This is a genomic window from Roseateles sp. NT4 (assembly GCF_051857475.1).
In the GTDB taxonomy this organism is placed as follows: Bacteria; Pseudomonadota; Gammaproteobacteria; order Burkholderiales; family Burkholderiaceae_C; genus Pelomonas.
Map to the genome: position 1 here is coordinate 1,983,184 of NZ_JBPZGZ010000002.1, position 19,259 is coordinate 2,002,442.

Genomic DNA, 19,259 nt, shown 5'->3' on the forward strand with positions numbered 1-19,259 from the left:
CGGGCTTTCAGCGGACAACGGATCAGGCCGGCACTTTTTCGAACTGGCGCAGATCGACGTGGGCCTTGTCGAAGTCGAACCAGGGGTCGGGTTCGCCGTCGAGGCTGAACTGGAGCTGGGCCCACAGCGCCTTGCGGCTGTCGGCGTCCTCCAGGACCTTGCGTTTGACGTGATCGAGACCGACCCGCCCTACGTAATGCACGGTTCGTTCCAGGTACCAGCCCTCCAGCCGGTAAAGCTGCAAAAAGGCACCGCTGACCTCCAGGACCTCCTCCGGCGTCTTGACCTTGCACAGGAACTCGGCCACCTCGGTCTTGATGCCGCCGTTGCCGGCGACGTAGATTTCCCAGCCCGAATCCACGCCGATGACGCCGACGTCCTTGATGCCGGCCTCGGCGCAGTTGCGCGGGCAGCCCGACACGGCAATCTTGACCTTGTGAGGCGCGTACATGCGCCACAGCGCCCGCTCCAGGTCCTTGCCCATCTGCGTGCTGTCCTGGGTGCCGAAGCGGCACCACTCGCTGCCGACGCAGGTCTTCACCGTGCGCAGGGCCTTGGCATAGGCATGGCCCGAGGGCATGGCTATGTCCTTCCAGACGTTGACCAGGTCTTCCTTCCTGACGCCCAGCAGGTCGATGCGCTGGCCGCCGGTGACCTTGACGGTGGGGATGTTGTACTTGTCCACCGCGTCGGCAATGCGGCGCAGTTCCGCGCTCGTCGTCTCGCCGCCCCACATGCGCGGGATGACCGAGTAGCGGCCGTCCTTCTGGATGTTGGCGTGCGAGCGCTCGTTGATGAAGCGGCTCTGCGGATCGTCGACGGCCTCCTTGGGCCACGTCGAGATCAGGTAGTAGTTGATGGCCGGTCGGCAGGTGGCGCAGCCGTCGGGCGCCTTCCAGTCCAGGGCGCGAAAGACCTCTTCCTTGGTCAGCAGGTGGGCCTTGGCAATCGCGTCGCGGGCGTCCTGGTGGCTGGCCTCAGTGCAGGCGCAGATCGCCTTCTTCTTCGGCGTGGCCGAGTAGTCGCCGCCGGCCGTGAACATGATGAGCTGCTCGACCAGGCCGGTGCAGGACCCGCAGGAAGCCGAGGCCTTGGTGTGCTTGCGCACCTCGTCCAGCGTGAACAGGCCCTTGTCGCGGATGGCCTTGCAGATGCTGCCCTTGGCCACGCCATTGCAGCCGCAGACTTCGTCGGTGTCGGCCATGGCGGCGGCACGGTTGACGCCCTGATGGCCGACGTCGCCGATATTGGCGCCGGCCTCGCCGAACATCAGCTTGTCGCGGATGTCAGCGATCTTGCGGCCCTCGCGCAGCAGCTTGAAATACCAGCCGCCGTCCACTGTGTCGCCGTACAGGCAGGCGCCGACGAGCTGGTCGTTCTGGATGACGAGCTTCTTGTAGACGCCGGCGAAGGGGTCGCTCATGACGATCTCTTCCGTGCCCTCGCCGCCGGTGAAGTTGCCGGCGCTGAAGAGATCGATGCCCGTCACCTTGAGCTTGGTGCTGACCGAGGAGCCCAGGTAGCGGCCGATGCCGAACTGGGCCAGGTGGGTGGCGCAGACCTTGCCCTGCTCGAACAGCGGCGCCACCAGGCCATAGGCGATGCCGCGATGGGCCGCACATTCGCCGACCGAGTAGACGCGGGGGTCGGTGACCGTCTGCATGGTGTCGGTCACGACGATGCCGCGGCTGCAATGCAGGCCGGCCTTCTCGGCCAAGGCCGTGTTGGGGCGGATGCCGGCGGCCATGACGACGAGGTCGGCGGGCAGTTCCGTGCCGTCCTTCAATTGCACGGCGCGTACGCGCCCGGCCTCGTTGCCCAGCAAAGCCTGGGTCTGGGTGCCCAGCGCGAACTTCAGGCCGCGGTCCACCAGGGACTTGCGCAGCAGGTCGCCGGCGACCGGGTCGAGCTGGCGCTCCATCAGCGTGTCCACCAGATGAATGACCGTCACCTGCATGCCACGCAGCATCAGGCCGTTGGCGGCTTCCAGGCCGAGCAGGCCGCCGCCGATGACGACGGCATGTTTGTATTGCGTGGCTGCCTCGATCATCGTGTTGGTGTCGGCGATGTCGCGGTAGGCGATGACGCCTTCCAACTCCTTGCCCGGCACCGGCAGCACGAAGGGGTTGGAGCCGGTAGCGATCAGCAGGCGGTCGTATTCGGCCCCAATCTCTTCGCCCTTGCCGTCGGCCGCGATGACGCGGCGGCGCACGCGGTCGATCTCGGTGACCGTCTTGCCCAGATGCAGGGTGATGCCGTTCTCCGCGTACCAGGAGAGCGGGTTGAGGATGATCTCGTCGATCGTCTGCTCGCCGGCCAGCACCGGCGACAACAGGATGCGGTTGTAGTTGGGATGGGGCTCGGCGCCGAAGACGGTGATGTCGTAGAGATCGGGCGTGATCTTCAGCAGCTCTTCCAGCGTGCGCACGCCGGCCATGCCGTTGCCCACCATCACAAGCTTCATCTTCTTCATCTCGACCTCGTACCGCAAAGCTGGTCTGCCCTTTGCTTTGCAAGGCATGTGCCAGCGAAGAAGCTGGCCTCCAGCCCGGCCGCAGCGTGAAAAACGACTGGCGGCGCCCCACGCCGAAGCGCTCGCTAGCACGGTGCGGGTGCACTCATCCTTAAATTGCACCAACATGCAGCCCCTCGTCCAAGGAGTACCTTGGCCGGTCCCCCGTGGGGACGGCGATGCTTGCGGCGTTGAACCGCAAGCACATCGCCACAGGCGGGCCGGCTAGGGAGCGGCCCGGCGCTCGGCCCGCAAATCACTGATACGACTCCCACGCATGCGCTTTGAACTCGATACCGGCCTGTCCAGCCTGCAGGGCAAACGTCCTCGCAACGAGGACTTTGCCGGTGTGCAGGCGCCAGCGCCCCACGAGGCCGAACGCGGCTGGGTGGCGGCGCTGGCGGATGGCGTCAGCGGTGGTGGCGAGGGGCTGATGGCCGCCCAGACCTCGGTGATGAGCCTGCTGCGCGACTTCCATGGCGTGCCGGCCGACTGGGACAGCAGCGTGGCCCTGGATCGCCTGCTTGGCCACCAGAACGCCTGGCTGGTCGCCCACAACCGACGCCCTGGCGCCGATGGCCAGCCGCGCGAAGCGCTGACGACACTGACCGCCGTCGCGCTGCGTGGGCGCCGCTATGCGCTGGCCCATGTCGGCGACAGCCGCGCCTGGCTGCTGCGTGACGGCCAGTGCCTGCTGCTGACCCAGGACCACCGCATGGAGAGACGCGACTTCGCCGGCCTGACGCGCGCCCTGGGCCTGGACGATGCGCTGCGCCTGGACCACAGCGCCGGTGAGCTGAAGGTGGGCGACCGCCTGCTGTTGACCAGCGATGGCGTGCATGGCGCGCTGCGCAGCCGCCAGATTGCCGATGTGCTGCGCACGACGGAGGGCGCCCAGGCCGCGGCCGACGCCTTGACCGCATCGGCACTGGCCGCCGGCAGCAGCGACAACGCGACGGCGCTGGTGCTGGACATCAAGGATCTGGCCGACCCCGGCCTGAACGATTTGGCCGCTCTCGGTCGCACCCTGCCCAGCCCCGGACCGCTCGGCGTGGGCGCGATGCTGGACGGCTACCAGGTCACCGCCGTTGTTGCCGACAACGGCGTGCATCGCCTGCTGCAGGCGCGCGAGCTGGCATCGGGTCGGTTGGTGGCCTTGAAGATGCTGCGCCCCGGCCGCGCCGACGACCCCGAAGAGCGTGCCATGCTGGCCCACGAGATCTGGCTGGGCCTGCGCCTGGCCGAGGCGCCACGACAGCGCCGCCGTGGCGGCGAGAGCGGCTTCGTGCGCGTGCATCCGCCGGCCGATGGCGCCACCCATTTCTATGCTGTCTTCGACTGGCATGGCGGCCACACGCTGGAGCAGCTGCTGGCCAAGGGGCCGCTGGACGTCGCGCAGGCCATGGCCCTGGCGAGCGCCGTGGCGCGTTCCTTGAGCCTGCTGCATGCGGCCGGCGTTGTTCACCGCGACATCAAGCCGGCCAACCTTCACCTCGGTGACGACGGCCAATGGCGGGTGCTGGACCTGGGCGTGGCCCTGAGTGCGCGCGCCCCCGCGGCCTCGCATGAGCTGCATGCCGGCACGCCCAGCTATATCAACCCCGAGCAATGGCAGGACCCGCCGCGGCCGGCCGATGCCGGCTCCGACCTGTTTGCGCTGGGCGTGACGCTCTACCAGGCCCTGACGGCCAAGCTGCCCTATGGCGAGATCGAGCCCTATCAGCTGGCGCGCTACAAGCGCGAGCCGGCCAGCGTCAGCCGGCTGCAGCCCAGCGTGCCCATGCCGCTCGATCGTCTCGTCATGCGCGCCATCGCCCGCGAGGCCAAGTCCCGCTTCGAGACGGCGGATGAATTGCTGCTGGCGCTGGAGCGATTGGCGGCGCGGGATCAGCCTGTGTCCGCCCGCTCTGCGCGTCCGCGCGAGACCGCCGTGTCGGGCTGGCAGATCGCCTTCGGCCTCTCCGTGATCCTCAACCTGCTGTTGATCGCCTGGCTGGCTTTTCTGCCGCGCTAGCGAATCAGAGGCCGAGCCGGTCGCGGTTGATGGCCTGGACCTGGACGTCGAAGCTGCAGATGCCGCGCGTCGTCTCGCTCGTGAACTCCACAGTTCCGACCGCGTGAGCGACCGTGTCCCGCACCTCGAACTGGGTGATGTGGAACTTGCCGCCGCTCACCTTTTCGCGCTGGCCGCGTACGTTCACGAGGGAGCGCCAACCCGGCTCCAGCGACAGTGCGTAGTCGCCGGGCTTGGTCACGTCGGCGGTCTTCAACTCGATGCTGTTGGTGTCGCCCTCGCTGTCGTCCAGCGTCAGCAGGCGGAACAGCGACAGCTTGCCGTTGGCGTCGCGCCTGCCCGCGGGCGAGTGGCTCAAATCGGCCAGACTGTCGGAGACATTGATGGCGGCGCTGCCGAACTTGCAGCTGACGCCGGCCTGGGCGCTGGCCGCGAGGGCGAGGAGGGTGGTCGCGATGAAGATTCTCATGCGCCCCAGTGTGCCGGGCGATCCGCGCCCGGCTGTCCCTCGCCCGAGGGGCAAGGGCCGCTCAGACGCGCTGGTAGTTCACCGGCTCCGCATCCGCGGCCATGGCGGCCGCGCGACGGGCCCGCCCACCCTTCTCCGCCCAGGTCCGCGTCCAGCGGATCTGCATGATGCGCATGACGAAGAGCATCGCCACAGCCAGCACGGCGAAGACGACAAAGCCCCACATATAGGTGCCGGCATGCTGCTTGGACGTGCCCATCAAGTTGGGCACAAGGCCGCCACCCAGGGCGCCGATCTCGCCGATCATCGAACCGGCCACAGCCGTCGCCGCGGGCCAGCGCAGCGGCACCAGCTGGAAGAGGGCGCCATTGCCTGCGCCCAGTGCGGCGAAGCAGACGATGAGCAGCAGCGTCGTCAGCACCAGTGAGCCGCTGGCCAGGCCCACGCCGGCCAGGCTGATGGCGACGACGACCAGCACCAGCGTCAGCACATTGACGCCGCCGAAGCGGTCCGACAGCGCACCGCCGACGACGCGCACCGCCGCGCCCATGAAGGCCGCCAGCATGGTCAGCTGGCCGGCCTGCACCTTGGAGACGCCGAACTGGTCGTAGTAGTAGGTGGGCAGAAAGGTCGTCAGGCCGATGAAGCCGCCGAAGGTCACACCATAGATCAGGCTGAAGGCCCAGCCGTCCTTCTCGAACAGGCAGGCCACATGCTCGCGCAGCGAGGCGTGCGAGTCGACATCGGGCGGCTCCTTGGCGAAGACGACCATGACGACCATGGGCACCAGGATGGCCGCGGCCGCGAAGGCATAGACCGTCTGCCAGCCATAGGCCTGGGCCAGCGGGGGCGCCACCAGCACCGACACGGCGGTGCCGACATTGCCAGCGCCCACCAGGCCCATGGCCAGGCCCTTGTATTGCGGCGGGAACCAGCCCGAACCCAGGCTCAGGGCCACGCCGAAGCTGGCGCCGGCAATGCCCAGCAGCACGCCCATGGCCAGCAGGTCGTCATAGCTCTTCACCATGAAGAAGCCGTAGAGCATGGCGATGGCGATCATGCCCATCTCGACCAGCGTCGCGTTCTTTCGGCCGATGTATTGCGACAGCAGGCCAAGCGGAAAGCGCATCAGCGCGCCGGCCATGATGGGAATCGACAGCATCAACCCCTTCTGGGCCGGCGTCAGCTGGTAGGTCTCGCTGATGAAGGGAGCGAGCGCGCCATTGAGCACCCAGATGCAGCAGGAAAACGCGAAATACAGAAAGGCGGCAAACAGCGTGGGGCTGTGGCCGGCGTTTTTGAAGTTTTGCAGTGCGGACATCTGGGGCTCGATCTTGCTGACCGCAAGCGCCCATAGCCGCCCACCGGTCGTGCCTGGGCGGCAGGACGTCACGGCGGGAGGGCGCACGCACCATTGCGAGCACCATGCGCCGATACTCGCAAGCGCCATGCCACAGCATTTCGTGCAGGCCGGCAAGGCTGCTGGCCTGTTTCTTGCGCCGTTTTGGGGCGTGACTCCCGAAACCATGTCCGATACCGTCGCCGCCTCTCTGTCGCCCAGGCTGTTTTGCAGCCCTGAACTGCCCCCGCAAGCCGCCGCCTTGCAGGCCCAGGACTGGTCGCTGTGCACCGTTTCCGAGCTTGCTGACCCGGTCGACGGGCCGGCTCTGGGCCTGCTCTGGTGCCCGGATCGCACCGCCTTGGCGCAGTTGCTGCACTCCGATCGGGCCTTCGGCCTGCCGGTGGTGCTGCTGTCGCCGGCGCCGGACGAGGCCGAACGCCGTGCCGTGCTGGCCCGCGGCGCCGTGCAATGGCTGCCTGTCGATGTCGACGCCGGCGTGCTGGCCGAGGTCCTGCTGTGGGCCCGTGACCTGGTGGCCCAGCAGCAGGCACGCGAGCAGGCTGTCCAGGCCCGGCTCGATGAACGCAAATGGACGGAGCGGGCCAAGGGTCTGCTGATGCAGGCCCGCGGCATCGACGAGGCCGCCGCCTTCGCCCTGCTGCGCAACACGGCGATGCAAACCCAGTCCAAGCTGCCCGAGGTGGCGCGTGGCGTCGTGCACACCAGCGAGCTGGCCGAAGCCCTGGAGCGCGCCGGCGCCCAGCGCATGCTGAGCCAGCGCCTCGTCAAGCTGCAGGCCCTGCGCCAGTGGCCGAAGCTGTCGCCGCCGGAGCGGCGCGAAGCGCAAGCTCTGCTGGATGCGTCGGCTGAGCGCGTGGCCGGCAATCTGGCGCGGTTGGGTGAGCTGCTGCGCAACGATCTGGTGGAAGAGTTGTCGGCGGTGTCGGTGGCATGGGCGCAGCTGGATGCCGCCCTGGCCAACCGCCAGCCTGACCTGGCGCGCAGCGATCGTGCGGCGCAGCGCTTGCTGGAGAGCAGCGAGGCCCTGGTGGCCAAGTTGTCCGAGCGTGCGGGGCAGCGGCCGGTGGGGCTGCTGGCCCAGGTCACGCGCCTGCGGCTGCTCAGCCAGCGCCTGGCCAAGGAAGGGCTGTTGGCCCAGGTCATACCGGGGCATGACACCAGCGGGCTGGCGGCTGGCTTGGACGAGTTCATCAAGGCCTACGACGAGGTGCGCGCCGCGCCTTTGGCGGGGCCTGCGTTGCAGCCGGCATTTGCGGCGGTCGATGAAGCCTGGCTGCTGCTGCTGCGTGGCCTGCGGGTGGAGCAGGGCGATGCGGTGCAGCGCATGCACCAGGGCAGCGAGAGGCTGCTGCAGGCGCTGGAGGCGTTGATTCAGGCGTTGCAGGGGTCGTTGCAGTTGATCTTGGGGTGAGATGGGGTTGGGTTGCTTTTGCGAAGAGCGCTGCTGATCGATGCATTGCCGGGAGTCCGTCCCGGCGGCCGGGTAACTTTCTTCTGCGGGGCCAGAAGAAAGTCACCAAAGAAGAGGCCCTGAGTTCACACCAGCACCACAGGCCATCACTGCGCATGGCAACAGCCGCTTGTAGAGCGGGAAGAAGCGACCCGCTGCGCTCTCGCTGCTGACCCTATGGACAGCACCAAAGATCGGACTACCAGGCCGCTGAACGCGCGGCTGCACGCCGGGCTCACGAGAAATGCCAAATGCAGCGTCGCTCGGGCGACGCGGCTGTTCTGTATTTCCTGATGAGCCCGGCGTGCAGCCGGCGTTAACGGTGGTGAAGCGGCGGTCAATGATGCTCGTCACAGGGACAGCAGCGAGAGCGCAGCGGGTCGCGTGTAGGCACGGCCCAACTTCGAGCATCGCGAGCGCCTAATCCCACTCGAGTGCGGATTGCATTCAGCGCTCCTCTTTTGGTGACTTTTCTCTGGCGCGTCAGAGAAAAGTTACCCGCCCTGCCGGGGCGGACTCCCGGCTCACTGCACCGAGTCGAAAGGACAAGCGCCAAAGCATCCAACCCGCGTATGTCAACCCCGACACAATCTGCCGATCCCCCCGATACATCCGAGCGATGCAATGCACTCCATCCCACCTCGATGGAGAAATGCAATGCAACACGATCACGACCAGGGCCTGGCCCATGACATCAGCCGCCTGCACGAACAGGCTTTCGAGCGCCGCGTGGCGCTGCGCTGGCTGCTGGGCGCAGGCGCCATGTCGCTGACGGGCGCAGGCGCGATGACGCTGGCCGGCTGCGGCGGTGGCGGCAGCAGCGAGACGACGTCGACAAGCAGCGATTCGTCCTCGGGCTCTTCCGGCTCCAGCAGCGGCGGCAGCACGGGCGGCTCGACCACGACGACAACCTGCTCCGTCATCCCGAGCGAGACCGAGGGCCCCTACCCGGGCGATGGCTCCAACAGCGCCAACGGCAGCGTCGCCAATGTGCTGGCCCTGTCGGGCATCGTGCGCAGCGACATCCGCTCCAGCATCGGTGGCGCCAGCGGCATTGCCACGGGCGTGCCGCTTCAGGTCATCATCGAGCTTGTGAACACCAACGCCTCCTGCGCCGACCTGTCGGGCTATGCCATCTACCTGTGGCATTGCGACGCGCTGGGCCGCTACTCCATGTACTCCAGCGGCGTGACCGGCGAGAACTATCTGCGCGGTGTGCAGGCCACGGCCAGTGACGGCACTGCGAGCTTCCAGACCATCTACCCGGGCTGCTATTCGGGCCGCGTGCCCCACATCCACTTCGAGGTCTACCGCAGCACGACAACGGCCACCAACTGGAACAACAAGCTGCGCACCTCGCAGCTGTGCTTCCCGTCCGACACCAACAGCGCCGTCTACGCCACCAGCGGCTACGGCAACAGCGCCGCCAACAACAATGCCATCAGCCTGTCGACCGATGGCATCTTCAGCGACGGCTATTCGACACAGATGGCCACCATGACCGGCTCGGCCGCGGCCGGCTATGTGGCGCGTTTGAAAGTAGGCATTTCGGTATGAATGGACACTGCCTGGTCGTCGATGACGACGCCGAGATCTGCACCAGCCTGACTGCCTATCTGCAGGGCTTTGGCTGGCAGGTCAGTGCGGCGGCCGATGGCCAGGTGATGCGGCAGGTCCTGTCGGCGGTCAAGGTCGATGCCATCGTGCTGGACCTGATGCTGCCCGGTGAAGACGGCCTGTCCCTGCTGCGCTGGCTGTCCACCCAGGCGGACGCGCCACCGGTGCTGATGCTGACGGCACGTGGCGACACCATGAGCCGCGTCATAGGCCTGGAGCTGGGCGCCGACGACTACCTGGCCAAGCCCTTCGAGCCGCGTGAACTCGTGGCCCGCCTGCAGGCCCTGGTCAGGCGCGCCAGCAAAGGCCAGGCCACCGGTTTGGAAGACGATGCGCGCCTGCTGCGCTTCGGCCGCTGGCGCTTCGACCGCATGACGCGACAGCTCATCAACGAGGAAGACGTCGGCATCGCGCTGTCCAGCGCCGAGTTCCGGCTGTTGGCGGCCTTTGTGCAGCGACCCGGGCGGGTGCTCAGCCGTGACCAGCTCATCGAGCTGACCCGGGCGCCGGGCGTCGAGGTCAACGACCGCAGCATCGACCTGGCCGTGTCGCGGCTGCGCGCCAAGCTGGGCGACACGGCCCGCGAGCCCAGCACCATCCGCACCGTGCGCGGTGAAGGCTATCTGTTCGACGCCGAGGTGAGCCCTTGCTGAAAGCCCTGAAGAACTGGGACCGCCTGGGCCTGCGGCTGTTCCTGCTGATGTGGGTGGCCCTGACCGTCAGCCACCTGGCCGCCTGGAGCCTGGTCACCCAGGCCGTGCGCGGCTTCGGTGACATGCCCGGCCCACCGCCGATGCGCTCCGAAGGCCGGCCCGCCATGCCACCGCCTCGCGACGAGGGGTTTGGCAATGGCCCGCCGCCGCGCCGCGAGCCCGGCGCCCAGATGCCGGGCCGTCTGCCCACCTTCCCGTCGCTGCCACCGGCCTCACTGCCCTGGCGCACCGGCCTTGTCGACTACGGCGTGCGCCTGCTCGTCATCGCGTTGGCAGCCTGGTGGGGCTCGCGCTGGCTGGCCCGGCCGGTGCGCCGACTCGTCGCCGCCGCCCAAGGGCTGACGCCGGCCCTGGCCCAGGGGCGGCCGGCGCCCGAGTTGAACGAGGACGAGGGCACGCGCGAGGTGCGCGATGCCGCGGCCGTCTTCAACCGCATGGCGGCCGAGCTGAGCGGTCAGTTCGAGGAACGCGGCCTGATGATCGCGGCCATCTCCCACGACCTGCGCACACCGCTGACGCGCATGCGGCTGAGGCTGGAGACGGGCGAGGTCGAGCCCGGCGTGCGCGAACGCTGCGTGGAGGACATCCGCGAGATGAACCGGCTGGTGGAGAGCGTCATCGAGGTCTTCCGCCCCGCTGATACGGCCGAGCCGCAACGCGTCGACCTGTCGGCCCTGGCCCAGTCGGCCGTCGACGACCTGGCCGAGACCGGTGCGCAGGTCAGCTTCGAAGGCCCATCCGCCGTCGTCAGCGCCGACCCGGTCGCGCTGCGCCGTGTGGTCGACAACCTCGTCGGCAATGCGCTGCGCTATGCCGGCAATGCCCGCGTGCGCGTCGACCTCGCAGCCGGCGAAACGCGGCTGGTGGTGGAGGACGACGGCCCCGGCATTCCCGAGGCCGAGCTGGAGCGTGTGCGCCAACCTTTCCGCCGCGTCGAGGGCTCGCGCAACCGCGCTACGGGGGGCACCGGCCTGGGCCTCTACATCGCCCAGCAACTGGTGCGGCGTCAGGGCGCGCTGCTGGTGCTGGCCAACCGGCCCGAGGGGGGCTTGCGGGCCGAGGTCGTTTTCTAGGCGGCCTTGGCGTACCGCGCTGGCGGCTGCCCGACATGGCGCGTGAAGGCCACGCTGAAGGTGCTGGCCGAGCTGTAGCCGACGCGCTCGGCGACGGCAGCCACGCCGAGGTTGTCGTCGCGCAGCAGCTTGCGCGCCAGCGCCATGCGCCAGGCCATCAGATAGGCCATGGGTGCCACGCCCACGGCGCGGCTGAAGCGCTCGAAGAAGGCCGAGCGAGACAGCGCCGCCTCCTTCGCCAGCGACTCCACCGTCCAGGCCCGCGCCGGCTGGGCGTGCAGGCCGCGCAGGGCCGCGGCCAGGCGGATGTCGGCCAAGCCGCGCACGAGGCCCGGTGAGGCGGCGAGGCTGGGTGCGCAGCGCAGTGCCTCGATCAGCAGCACCTCCAGCAGCCGCGCCAGCACCTCCTGCCGCGCCGGGCGCTCGGCGCGGGTCTCGTCGATGAGCAGTTGCACCAGGGCCGCCAGGCGCGGCTCGCCGCGCACGTGCACGAGCTGAGGCAGCAGCGACACCAGCAGGGCTGCATCCGGCGAGCCGAACTGGCAATGGCCCACGAGCAGGCGCACGTCGGGCGGGCCTTGCGGATCTCCCACGCGATAGCTGCCGTCGGGCAACTGGGTGGGCTGGGTGTCGGGCAGGTCGGCCGCGGGCGGCTCGAGGCTGCTGTTCGTGAAGGGCTGGGCGGCCGGCACGAGCACGAAGTCGCCTGCCTGCAGCTCCAGCGGCGCCTGCCCGTCGACGGCCAGCCGGCAGCCGCCTGCCAGCACGACGGCATAGAAGGGCAGGCCGGCTTCGGCGCGCCGCACGCGCCAGGCGCCGGCACCGGCCACGACCTTGGAGAAGCGTGCGCCGGGCTGGAGCAGCTCGACGACCTCGCTGAGGGGATCGACCACGGCAGGACGATTGCGAATGTTTTATGGACTTTGAATTGTATTCAGTCCTGCGCTGGCGGCCTAACCTGAGGACATTCGCAACCCCCTTGGAGTTCTCCCATGAAAACCGTCTTGATCACCGGCTGCTCGTCCGGCTTCGGGCTGGAAACCGCCCGCCTCTTCCTGGACCGCGGCTGGCAGGTCGTCGCGACGATGCGCCAGCCGAACGATGACGTGCTGCCCTGCAGCGAGCGTCTGCGCGTGCTGGCGTTGGATGTGACCGACGCGGCCAGCATCCGCGCCTGCCTCGACGCCGCCGGGCCCATCGATGCCCTGGTCAACAACGCCGGCATCGGCCTGCTGGGCGCGCTGGAAGGCATTCCCGTCGAGCGCATGCGCGAGCTCTTCGAGACCAACACTTTCGGCACCATGGCCATGGCGCAGGCCGTGCTGCCGCAGATGCGCGAGCGCCGGGCCGGCGTCATCGTCAATGTGACGTCCAGCGTGACGCTGAAGGCCCTGCCCCTGCTGGCCGTCTACACGGCGAGCAAGGCGGCGGTGAATGCCTTCACCGAGGTGCTGGCGCTGGAGCTGGCGCCGTTTGGCGTGCGAGCCTCCCTCGTGCTGCCGGGCCGCGCGCCCACCACCCGCTTCGGCGAGAACGCGCGCTCGCGCATGGACGGCAGCATTCCCGAGGCCTATGCCGAACTGGCGGGGCGCGTGTTCGCCGAATGGGCGCAGCAGCCGGCCGATCAGGTCACGCAGGCGCAGGATGTGGCCGAGGCGGTCTGGCGTGCGGCCACCGATCCGCAATGCCCGATGCGACTGGCCGCGGGGGCCGATGCGCTGGCGCTGATGGGCTGATCAGGGCTCGCCGATGCTGGCCGCGGCCATCAGCGATTCGACGCGCCAGCCCAGGGCCGTGTAGAGGGCGCGGCCGTCTTCGGTCGCGACCAGCAGGCCGGTGTCGGCGCCCCGCGCCCGCGCAGCCTCAGCCAGGCGGACCATGGCGTAACGGCCCAGTCCGAGGCGGCGGTGCGCGGGCTCGGTGACGACCTGGTCGAAGATGGCATGCCGGCCCGCCAGGCCGACCTGGGCACGCGCGGCCAACTGGCCGTCGGCGGCGAGCAACTGGCAGGCCAGCACATCGCCCCGCTGCGTGAGTTCCGCGCTGTAGCCCGCTGCCAATGCGGGCGGGCTCTCGTCGACCAGCGGCGCGCTCATCAGGTATTCGGTGGCATGCCGTTCCCAGACGGCGGGCAGATGCAGCTCGGCGGGGGCGACCAAGGCCTTGATCCACACGCCCGGCGCGGCAATGCCTTCCGCCCAGGCCTGCACGCGCTCGGCCGGCCAGGCCGGCAGCAGGTCGCGCCGGCGATGGCCTGGCAAGCCCACCTCGATACGCCAGGCGCCGTCGCTCACGGGCATGGGTTCCGAGGTGCCCCGCGACGCGGCCCAGCCGCGGCCCCAGTCCACCAGCAAATCACTGCAATGCGTTGTCATGCGGCGAGTTTGCGCGACCCGATGCAGCGCCTTGTCAGCAGAGCCGGGGTTGCAGGCCGCGTTCGGCGCAGAAGGCTCGGTAGCCGGCCACGACGTCGGCCGTCGCGATGTGGCGCTGCACGCTGCCGTCCGCGGCCACATAGTCCACGTCGCCGCGCACGACGACATGCAGCACCAGCACCTCGTCGCCGACGGCCTCCCAGCTGTCGAGATTCCCGAGCGGCTCGTAGATGTAGTCGCCCGTGCTGACGATGCGGCCATCGTCCAGGCGGCGCTGGCCTTGCAGGTTGAGGCCATGCACCTCGCCGTGATGGCGATGCAAGCTGAGCTTGGTGCCGGGTTCCAGCCGCATCAGCTCCACCCAGCCTCCGCCTTCCAGGAACTGCAGTGGCAGCGACCACTTGCCCGGGCCCTCGGGAATCCAGGCATCCAGGCCGGCGCGCTGCAGGGCGGCGGTGACATGGGGGACGACGTGGGCCTGCAGGCCGTCCAGCGGGTGGGTCAGGGTGTTGTTCATGGTGGGTTGCCTTGGAAGCCGTTGTTGCAGGCCTTAGAGTGCCCGTCGGCATGGCTCCCAAAAAGAGCCAAAACGAAGAGAAGCTATGGATCCAAGCCTGGAACTCGATCTGCAACTTGGGGGCCGCGGCTCGCGCCTGGCCAGCCTGCACGCGGCCCTGCGCGAGGCCATCGCCAGCGGCCGCTTGGCGCCGGGTCTGCGCCTGCCGTCGTCGCGCGAACTGGCGGCCCGGGTGGGCGTGTCGCGCAACACGGCGGTGGCGGCCTACGAGCTGCTGGCGTCGGAGGGCTGGCTGGAGTCGCGCGGCGCGGGCGGCAGCTTTGTTGCCGAGCTGCCCCAGGCGGCTGTGACGGTGTCGGACCGCGCCAGCGTGGCCCCCTGGGCCGACAGCCGCTGGCTGCGCGGCGAGGGCGGCGGCTGGCCGGCCCTGCTGACCAGCGGCCCGGCGCCGGCCTATCAATTCAAGACCGGCATGCCGGAGACGGCCAGCTTTCCCTTCGACGTGCTGCGCCGCCTGCAGACGCGGGCCCTGCAGGTCGCCGCGCGCGAGCCGGCGCGCTATCCCGCCGCCCAGGGCCTGGCCGCGCTGCGCGAGGCCATCGCCGGCCATGTGTCGTCGTCGCGCGCGGTGGCCTGCACGGTCGACGATGTGGTCGTCACGGCCGGGGCCCAGCAGGCCTTCGATCTGATCGCCCGCGTGCTGGTCACGCCGGGCCGCACCGTCGCCGCCGTCGAGAACCCCGGCTACCCGCCGCTGCGCGCGGCTCTGCTGGGCGCGGGGGCGAAGCTGGCACCGGTGCCGGTGGACGCCGAAGGGCTGGTCGTCGAGGCCCTGCCGGCCGAAGCCCGCATCGTCTGCGTGACGCCGTCCCACCAGTCGCCGCTGGGCATGGCCATGTCGCTGGCGCGCCGGCGCGAGCTGCTGAACTGGGCCGCCGCGCGCCAGGCCATCGTCATCGAGGACGACTACGACGGCGAGTTCCGCTTCACGTCGCGGCCTCTGGATGCGCTCAAGACCCTGGACCGCGACGGTCGCGTCTTCTACGTCGGCACCCTATCCAAGAGCATGCTGCCGGCCCTGCGCCTGGGCTATGTCGTCACGCCAGCCTGGGCGCGGGAGGCCCTGCTGGCGGCGAAGCATGCGGCGGGCTTCGGCACTCCGGCGCTGACGCAGGCCGCAGTGGCCGACTTCATCCTCGAGGGCCATCTGCTGCGCCATGTGCGCCGCATGCGGGCCGAGTACGCCGAGCGCCGGCGCGTGCTGGAGCAGATGATCCGGCGCCACCTGGGCGACCGGGCGGCCATCTATCCGGCCATCGCCGGCCTGCACCTGGCCGTGGCGTTGCGGGACGTCGATGCGGACGAGCTGACGAGGCGCGCCTGGGCGGCCGGCGTGGGCGTCGAGCCGCTCAGCCGCTACTGGTGGGGCGAGGGCGGCCTGCAGGGCTTGGTGCTGGGCTACGGCAGCATCACGGCGGCGCGCATTCCTGAGGCCGTGAAACGGTTGGCCAAGGCACTTGGCACCCTGTGAATCGCTGAACTTGGCTCTGTGATGGATCCATCGGACTGCCTAGGCTGCAGGCCTTGGACATCACGGAGCACCCCATGGCCCATTTCATGTGCCGCACCTGCGGAACCGAGCACGCCGACAGCCTGCAGCCACCGGGGCTGTGCCGCATTTGCAGCGACGAGCGCCAGTACGTGGGCTGGCAGGGCCAGGCCTGGACGACGCACGAGGAACTGGCCGCCACCCACCGCAACCGGCTGGAGATGGATCAGGACCTGTTCGGGATCGGCATCGCGCCGGCCTTCGCCATTCCGCAGCGCGCCCTGCACCTGCCCGAGGCGCGCCTGCTGTGGGAGACCACGGCCCTGGTGACCGACGAGGCGGTGGCCGAGATCAAGCGCCGCGGCGGCGTGGAGCGCATCGCCATCTCGCATCCGCATTTCTATTCGGCCATGGTGCGCTGGAGCGAGGCCCTGGGTGGCGTGCCCATCTTCGTGCACGAGAACGACAGGCTGTGGGTCAGCCGGCCCTCGCGCTGGCTGGAGTTCTGGCGTGGCGACACGCTGGACCTGGGCCGCGGCGCCACGCTGCTGCGCTGCCCGGGCCATTTCCCCGGCAGCTCGGTGCTGCACTGGCGCGACGGCCCCAAGGGCAGGTCGCTGCTGCTGGCCGGCGATTCGCTGCACGTGGCCCAGGACCGGCGCCATGTCAGCTTCATGTACAGCGTGCCCAACCACATCCCGGCCAAGCCCGAGCATGTGCGCGAGACGCAGGCGCGCCTGCGCGGCCTGGCTTTCGACGACGTCTACGGCTTCACCTGGGGCCTGAACATCATCGGCGGCGGGCGTGCCGCGGTGGATGCGTCCTTCGAGCGCTATTTCTCGATGGTCAGCCGCTGAAACTCTTGTCCAGGGCCTTGCCTATCTCTTCGGCGACCTCGGCCTGCACGCCCAGTCGATCGGCCGCCGGCCGGTCATAGCTAGACGACCAGACGACGTAGCCGTCGTCCACGCGCACCAGGCGGGCGCTGACCCGCAGCGTGTTGTCGGAGCGGCGCACGCTGCCTTCCAGCACATGCTGCACGCGCAGCTCGCGGCCGAGCTGGGTCAAGGTCGTCTCCTTGCCCTTGTAGGAAAAGACGCGCGACAGCGCGGGGATCTTCCAGCCGGACCGATGGCTCAGCGTGTCGATGATCTGCTCGGTCATGCCGTCGGCGAAAGGCTCCTGGTCCATCGCGTCGGTCAGGTCCAGGAAGGGCATGACGGCCACCGAGTGCGCGTCGGCCGCCGGGCGCGGCCAGGGCAGCAGCCAGGCGGCGGTGCCGGCAGCAGCCACGGCTGTCAGCCCGAGGGCGGCGAGCCATTGGCGTCTGCGAGGCGGTGTTGCGACCGGCTCTGGCGGAACCTCAGGCGCAGGCGGCGCCGCGGCGGTCTCCACATCGGGTTGCGGCGTCGCCACCAGGCGATAGCCCTGGCGCGTCACGGTGGCGATATAGCGCGGCTCCCGGGTGTCGTCGCCCAGGGCGCGACGCAGGCCGGCGATGGCCTGATAGACCGAGTCGGGGCTGACGACCACGCCGGTCCAGACCTCGTCCAGCAGTTCGTCAATGCTGACGACGACGCCCGGCCGTGCCGCCAGGTGCAGCAGCAACTGCAGGGCGCGCGCGTCCGGGCGCAACGGCTCGCCGCCGCCCAGCGGCGTCAACAGGCCGCGCGCAGGGTCGACGCGCCAGTCGAGCAGGCGAAACGGGGCGGCGGTGGTGATGCGGCTGTCCATGCCGGACGCATTTTCCGCACGAAATCAGGCCCGTTCAGAAGATTTCAGCGCGTATTCAGGTCATTCAGGGGGTGGCTGACTACAACGAGCGACCTTTTCAACCGAGCAAGGAAGCTCCCATGTCCCGCCTTCATAACGTCCTGCTGGCCGCCGCCCTGGCCTGTTCCACCGTGACCGCGAACGCCGTGCCGACGACCTACAACATCGTCAGCAAGATCTCGCGCGTCAACTTCAGCCTGCTGCACCAGGGCTTCATCGACCTGATCGGCACGGTGCGCATGACGCCGGGCCGCTTCGTCTTCGACGCCGACGACTGGTCGCGCTCGTCCATCCAGGTCAGCATGCCGATCGCGTCCATCGACCTGGGCGACGCGAAGTGGAACAACCAGGTGCGCGGCGACGACTCCTGGGCCAAGCTCTTCATGGGCCCACGCCAGATCAGCTTTCGCAGCACCAAGCTGGAGAAGATCGACGGCATGCAGGGCAAGCTCTACGGCGATCTGACGCTGGCCGGCGTCACGAAGCCGGTGGTGCTGGACCTGCGCTTCAACAAGCTGGGCCTGAACCAGGTCAGCGAAAAGCCCTCGGTCGGCTTCTCGGCCCGCACGACCATCAAGCGCTCGGACTACGGCCTAGACGCCTATCTCGATCTCGTCGGCGACGAGATGACCATCCAGGTCCAGATCGAAGGCACTGAGGGCGTGGATACCGATGCGGGCAACAACATCAACGCGCTGGGGGTGAAGAGCAAGTCTTGAGGATGTGACTGCGGTGACTGCGGCGGCCCTGGCACACGGGCGAGGAGCGTCTGTTGGGAGGCGCTGCTTGATGCCTTGCCAGGTGACCGCTTTGCAGCGGTAGCAGCATGCGCACCTATAGACTTAATGTCATGTCGAGATTCCATGACCGTTCCCGCCGCCGAATCCCAAGAAGACGTTGGGCAACGCTAGCGCTCGCGCTGCTCCCGCTGACGATGGGCCTAGCTGCTTGTGGCGAACGTCAAGCCGACAAAGAAGCTCGGCTTCGTGGCGAGAGGTACGCCATTGCTAAGGCGGTATTTGAGGAGCGCTGCAAAACATCAGGCGTGCTGGTCAAGGGAGTCGTTAAGGATGTCGACGGCATCGAGTTGACTAAGCTTCGCGGAGAGATTCCTTGGGGCGGTAAAGAGTACTTCGACCCGATGTATCCCGAGGCAGCCATGGCGGCTGAACACCGAGGCGACGACTACATCAAGCAGTTCTTGATGAGCGAATTTCGAGACGCCCTTCATCCAGAGCAGCGTGGACAGCTGGCACCCCATCTAACGCACAACGTCCAACAACTCCTGCCGCCCGTGCGCGGCTATCGATTCGTCGAGTACGTCAACGACGCAGGGACTCGATTTCGATGTGAAGCGACCTGGAAAGACGGGGAGTCGAACTGGACAACCGGCCAGCATCAATGTGCCCCTGTTGCCAGTTCCAGCGCGCGATACGCACTGGACTACGAAGACATTGTTGACTCGGCAGATCGAGAACTTTGGATTGCGGGGACCAAGCTGAAAGTGATTGACAAAGCAAGCGGTGAAGTCATTGCCAAGTTGACACGCTTCGTTTGGGATAGCGGCTTTGGCGGCAGTTCTACAGGCCGTTGGCCGTGGAGTTACGCATCTACATCGGGCAGCGGCGATTGCCCCAATGTGAGCGGAGTGAAGAACGACATAAGCAGAAAGTTTGTGGACACTGTCCTGGTGCCTAGGCGCCAGGAATGACAGCTCACAGCCGATTCTGTTGAAAAACCCGATGGCAATCTGCGTCTGCTGACCTAAGTTCTTGCATCGCGGCGGCGGAGGGCAAGCAGATGATGGGTCAGAGCGGCGGCACGCAGGATCGAC

Annotated in this window: 17 protein-coding genes; 10 read left to right on the top strand and 7 right to left on the bottom strand. The window is 68.4% G+C overall.

Annotation, left to right across the window (positions count from 1 at the left end; genetic code table 11):
- Window positions 1-22: 22 nt before the first annotated feature.
- Entirely contained in the window at window positions 23-2,473 is a 2,451-nt protein-coding gene (gene nirB / locus ACS5PN_RS18900) for a nitrite reductase large subunit NirB (RefSeq protein WP_439465533.1), read from the bottom strand.
- A 316-nt stretch (window positions 2,474-2,789) separates the two neighbouring features.
- Here nirB and ACS5PN_RS18905 point away from each other — a divergent pair, with 316 nt between their 5' ends.
- Window positions 2,790-4,526, top strand: coding sequence for a bifunctional protein-serine/threonine kinase/phosphatase (locus ACS5PN_RS18905; protein ID WP_439465534.1), 1,737 nt, complete (start codon window positions 2,790-2,792; stop codon window positions 4,524-4,526).
- Between the two features lie 4 nt (window positions 4,527-4,530).
- On the opposite strand, the gene ACS5PN_RS18910 is transcribed toward ACS5PN_RS18905, so the two are convergent.
- Together ACS5PN_RS18910 and ACS5PN_RS18915 are read right to left on the bottom strand one after the other, a co-directional pair.
- Entirely contained in the window at window positions 4,531-4,995 is a 465-nt protein-coding gene (locus ACS5PN_RS18910) for a hypothetical protein (protein WP_439465535.1), read from the bottom strand.
- A gap of 61 nt (window positions 4,996-5,056) precedes the next feature.
- Complete coding sequence (locus ACS5PN_RS18915; protein WP_439465536.1) at window positions 5,057-6,316, bottom strand: MFS transporter; 1,260 nt, start codon at window positions 6,314-6,316, stop codon at window positions 5,057-5,059.
- Window positions 6,317-6,521: 205 nt separating this feature from the next.
- Between ACS5PN_RS18915 and ACS5PN_RS18920 the strand changes: the two genes are divergently transcribed.
- The 4 genes from ACS5PN_RS18920 to ACS5PN_RS18935 all read left to right on the top strand — a co-directional run bounded on the left by ACS5PN_RS18920 (window position 6,522) and on the right by ACS5PN_RS18935 (window position 11,211).
- Window positions 6,522-7,769 (top strand): ANTAR domain-containing response regulator, encoded by a 1,248-nt coding sequence (locus ACS5PN_RS18920; protein ID WP_439465537.1) that lies wholly within the window; start codon window positions 6,522-6,524, stop codon window positions 7,767-7,769.
- A 696-nt stretch (window positions 7,770-8,465) separates the two neighbouring features.
- Entirely contained in the window at window positions 8,466-9,365 is a 900-nt protein-coding gene (locus tag ACS5PN_RS18925) for an intradiol ring-cleavage dioxygenase (protein ID WP_439465538.1), read from the top strand.
- Window positions 9,362-10,078, top strand: coding sequence for a response regulator (locus ACS5PN_RS18930; protein ID WP_439465539.1), 717 nt, complete (start codon window positions 9,362-9,364; stop codon window positions 10,076-10,078). The genes ACS5PN_RS18925 and ACS5PN_RS18930 overlap by 4 nt, the downstream gene beginning before the upstream one ends.
- Window positions 10,072-11,211 carry an ATP-binding protein gene (locus tag ACS5PN_RS18935; RefSeq protein WP_439465540.1) on the top strand — a complete coding sequence of 380 codons (1,140 nt, stop codon included), beginning with the start codon at window positions 10,072-10,074 and terminating at the stop codon, window positions 11,209-11,211. The genes ACS5PN_RS18930 and ACS5PN_RS18935 overlap by 7 nt, the downstream gene beginning before the upstream one ends.
- On the opposite strand, the gene ACS5PN_RS18940 is transcribed toward ACS5PN_RS18935, so the two are convergent.
- A complete protein-coding gene (locus ACS5PN_RS18940; RefSeq protein WP_439465541.1) occupies window positions 11,208-12,104 on the bottom strand; it encodes an AraC family transcriptional regulator in 897 nt (298 codons plus the stop codon). The genes ACS5PN_RS18935 and ACS5PN_RS18940 overlap by 4 nt on opposite strands.
- Before the next feature lie 99 nt (window positions 12,105-12,203).
- On the opposite strand from ACS5PN_RS18940, the gene ACS5PN_RS18945 reads away from it, so the two are divergent.
- Entirely contained in the window at window positions 12,204-12,947 is a 744-nt protein-coding gene (locus ACS5PN_RS18945; RefSeq protein ID WP_439465542.1) for an SDR family oxidoreductase, read from the top strand.
- Here ACS5PN_RS18945 and ACS5PN_RS18950 read toward each other — a convergent pair whose 3' ends face one another.
- Window positions 12,948-13,586, bottom strand: a complete 639-nt coding sequence (locus tag ACS5PN_RS18950; protein WP_439465543.1) for a GNAT family N-acetyltransferase — start codon at window positions 13,584-13,586, stop codon at window positions 12,948-12,950. It lies immediately after the preceding gene.
- Between the two features lie 34 nt (window positions 13,587-13,620).
- Window positions 13,621-14,103, bottom strand: a complete 483-nt coding sequence (locus ACS5PN_RS18955; RefSeq protein WP_439465544.1) for a cupin domain-containing protein — start codon at window positions 14,101-14,103, stop codon at window positions 13,621-13,623.
- Window positions 14,104-14,188: 85 nt separating this feature from the next.
- On the opposite strand from ACS5PN_RS18955, the gene ACS5PN_RS18960 reads away from it, so the two are divergent.
- Together ACS5PN_RS18960 and ACS5PN_RS18965 are read left to right on the top strand one after the other, a co-directional pair.
- Window positions 14,189-15,634 (top strand): PLP-dependent aminotransferase family protein, encoded by a 1,446-nt coding sequence (locus ACS5PN_RS18960; RefSeq protein ID WP_439465545.1) that lies wholly within the window; start codon window positions 14,189-14,191, stop codon window positions 15,632-15,634.
- 74 nt (window positions 15,635-15,708) lie between these two features.
- Window positions 15,709-16,509 carry a hypothetical protein gene (locus ACS5PN_RS18965; RefSeq protein WP_439465546.1) on the top strand — a complete coding sequence of 267 codons (801 nt, stop codon included), beginning with the start codon at window positions 15,709-15,711 and terminating at the stop codon, window positions 16,507-16,509.
- Here ACS5PN_RS18965 and ACS5PN_RS18970 read toward each other — a convergent pair.
- Complete coding sequence (locus ACS5PN_RS18970; protein ID WP_439465547.1) at window positions 16,499-17,386, bottom strand: FlgO family outer membrane protein; 888 nt, start codon at window positions 17,384-17,386, stop codon at window positions 16,499-16,501. The two genes, ACS5PN_RS18965 and ACS5PN_RS18970, sit on opposite strands and share 11 nt — an antisense overlap.
- 119 nt (window positions 17,387-17,505) lie before the next feature.
- Here ACS5PN_RS18970 and ACS5PN_RS18975 point away from each other — a divergent pair, with 119 nt between their 5' ends.
- Both ACS5PN_RS18975 and ACS5PN_RS18980 read left to right on the top strand, forming a co-directional pair.
- Window positions 17,506-18,144, top strand: coding sequence for a YceI family protein (locus ACS5PN_RS18975; protein ID WP_439465548.1), 639 nt, complete (start codon window positions 17,506-17,508; stop codon window positions 18,142-18,144).
- 107 nt (window positions 18,145-18,251) lie between these two features.
- Window positions 18,252-19,136: a hypothetical protein gene (locus ACS5PN_RS18980; RefSeq protein WP_439465549.1), complete on the top strand. Its 885-nt coding sequence runs from the start codon at window positions 18,252-18,254 to the stop codon at window positions 19,134-19,136.
- Window positions 19,137-19,259 lie beyond the last annotated feature (123 nt).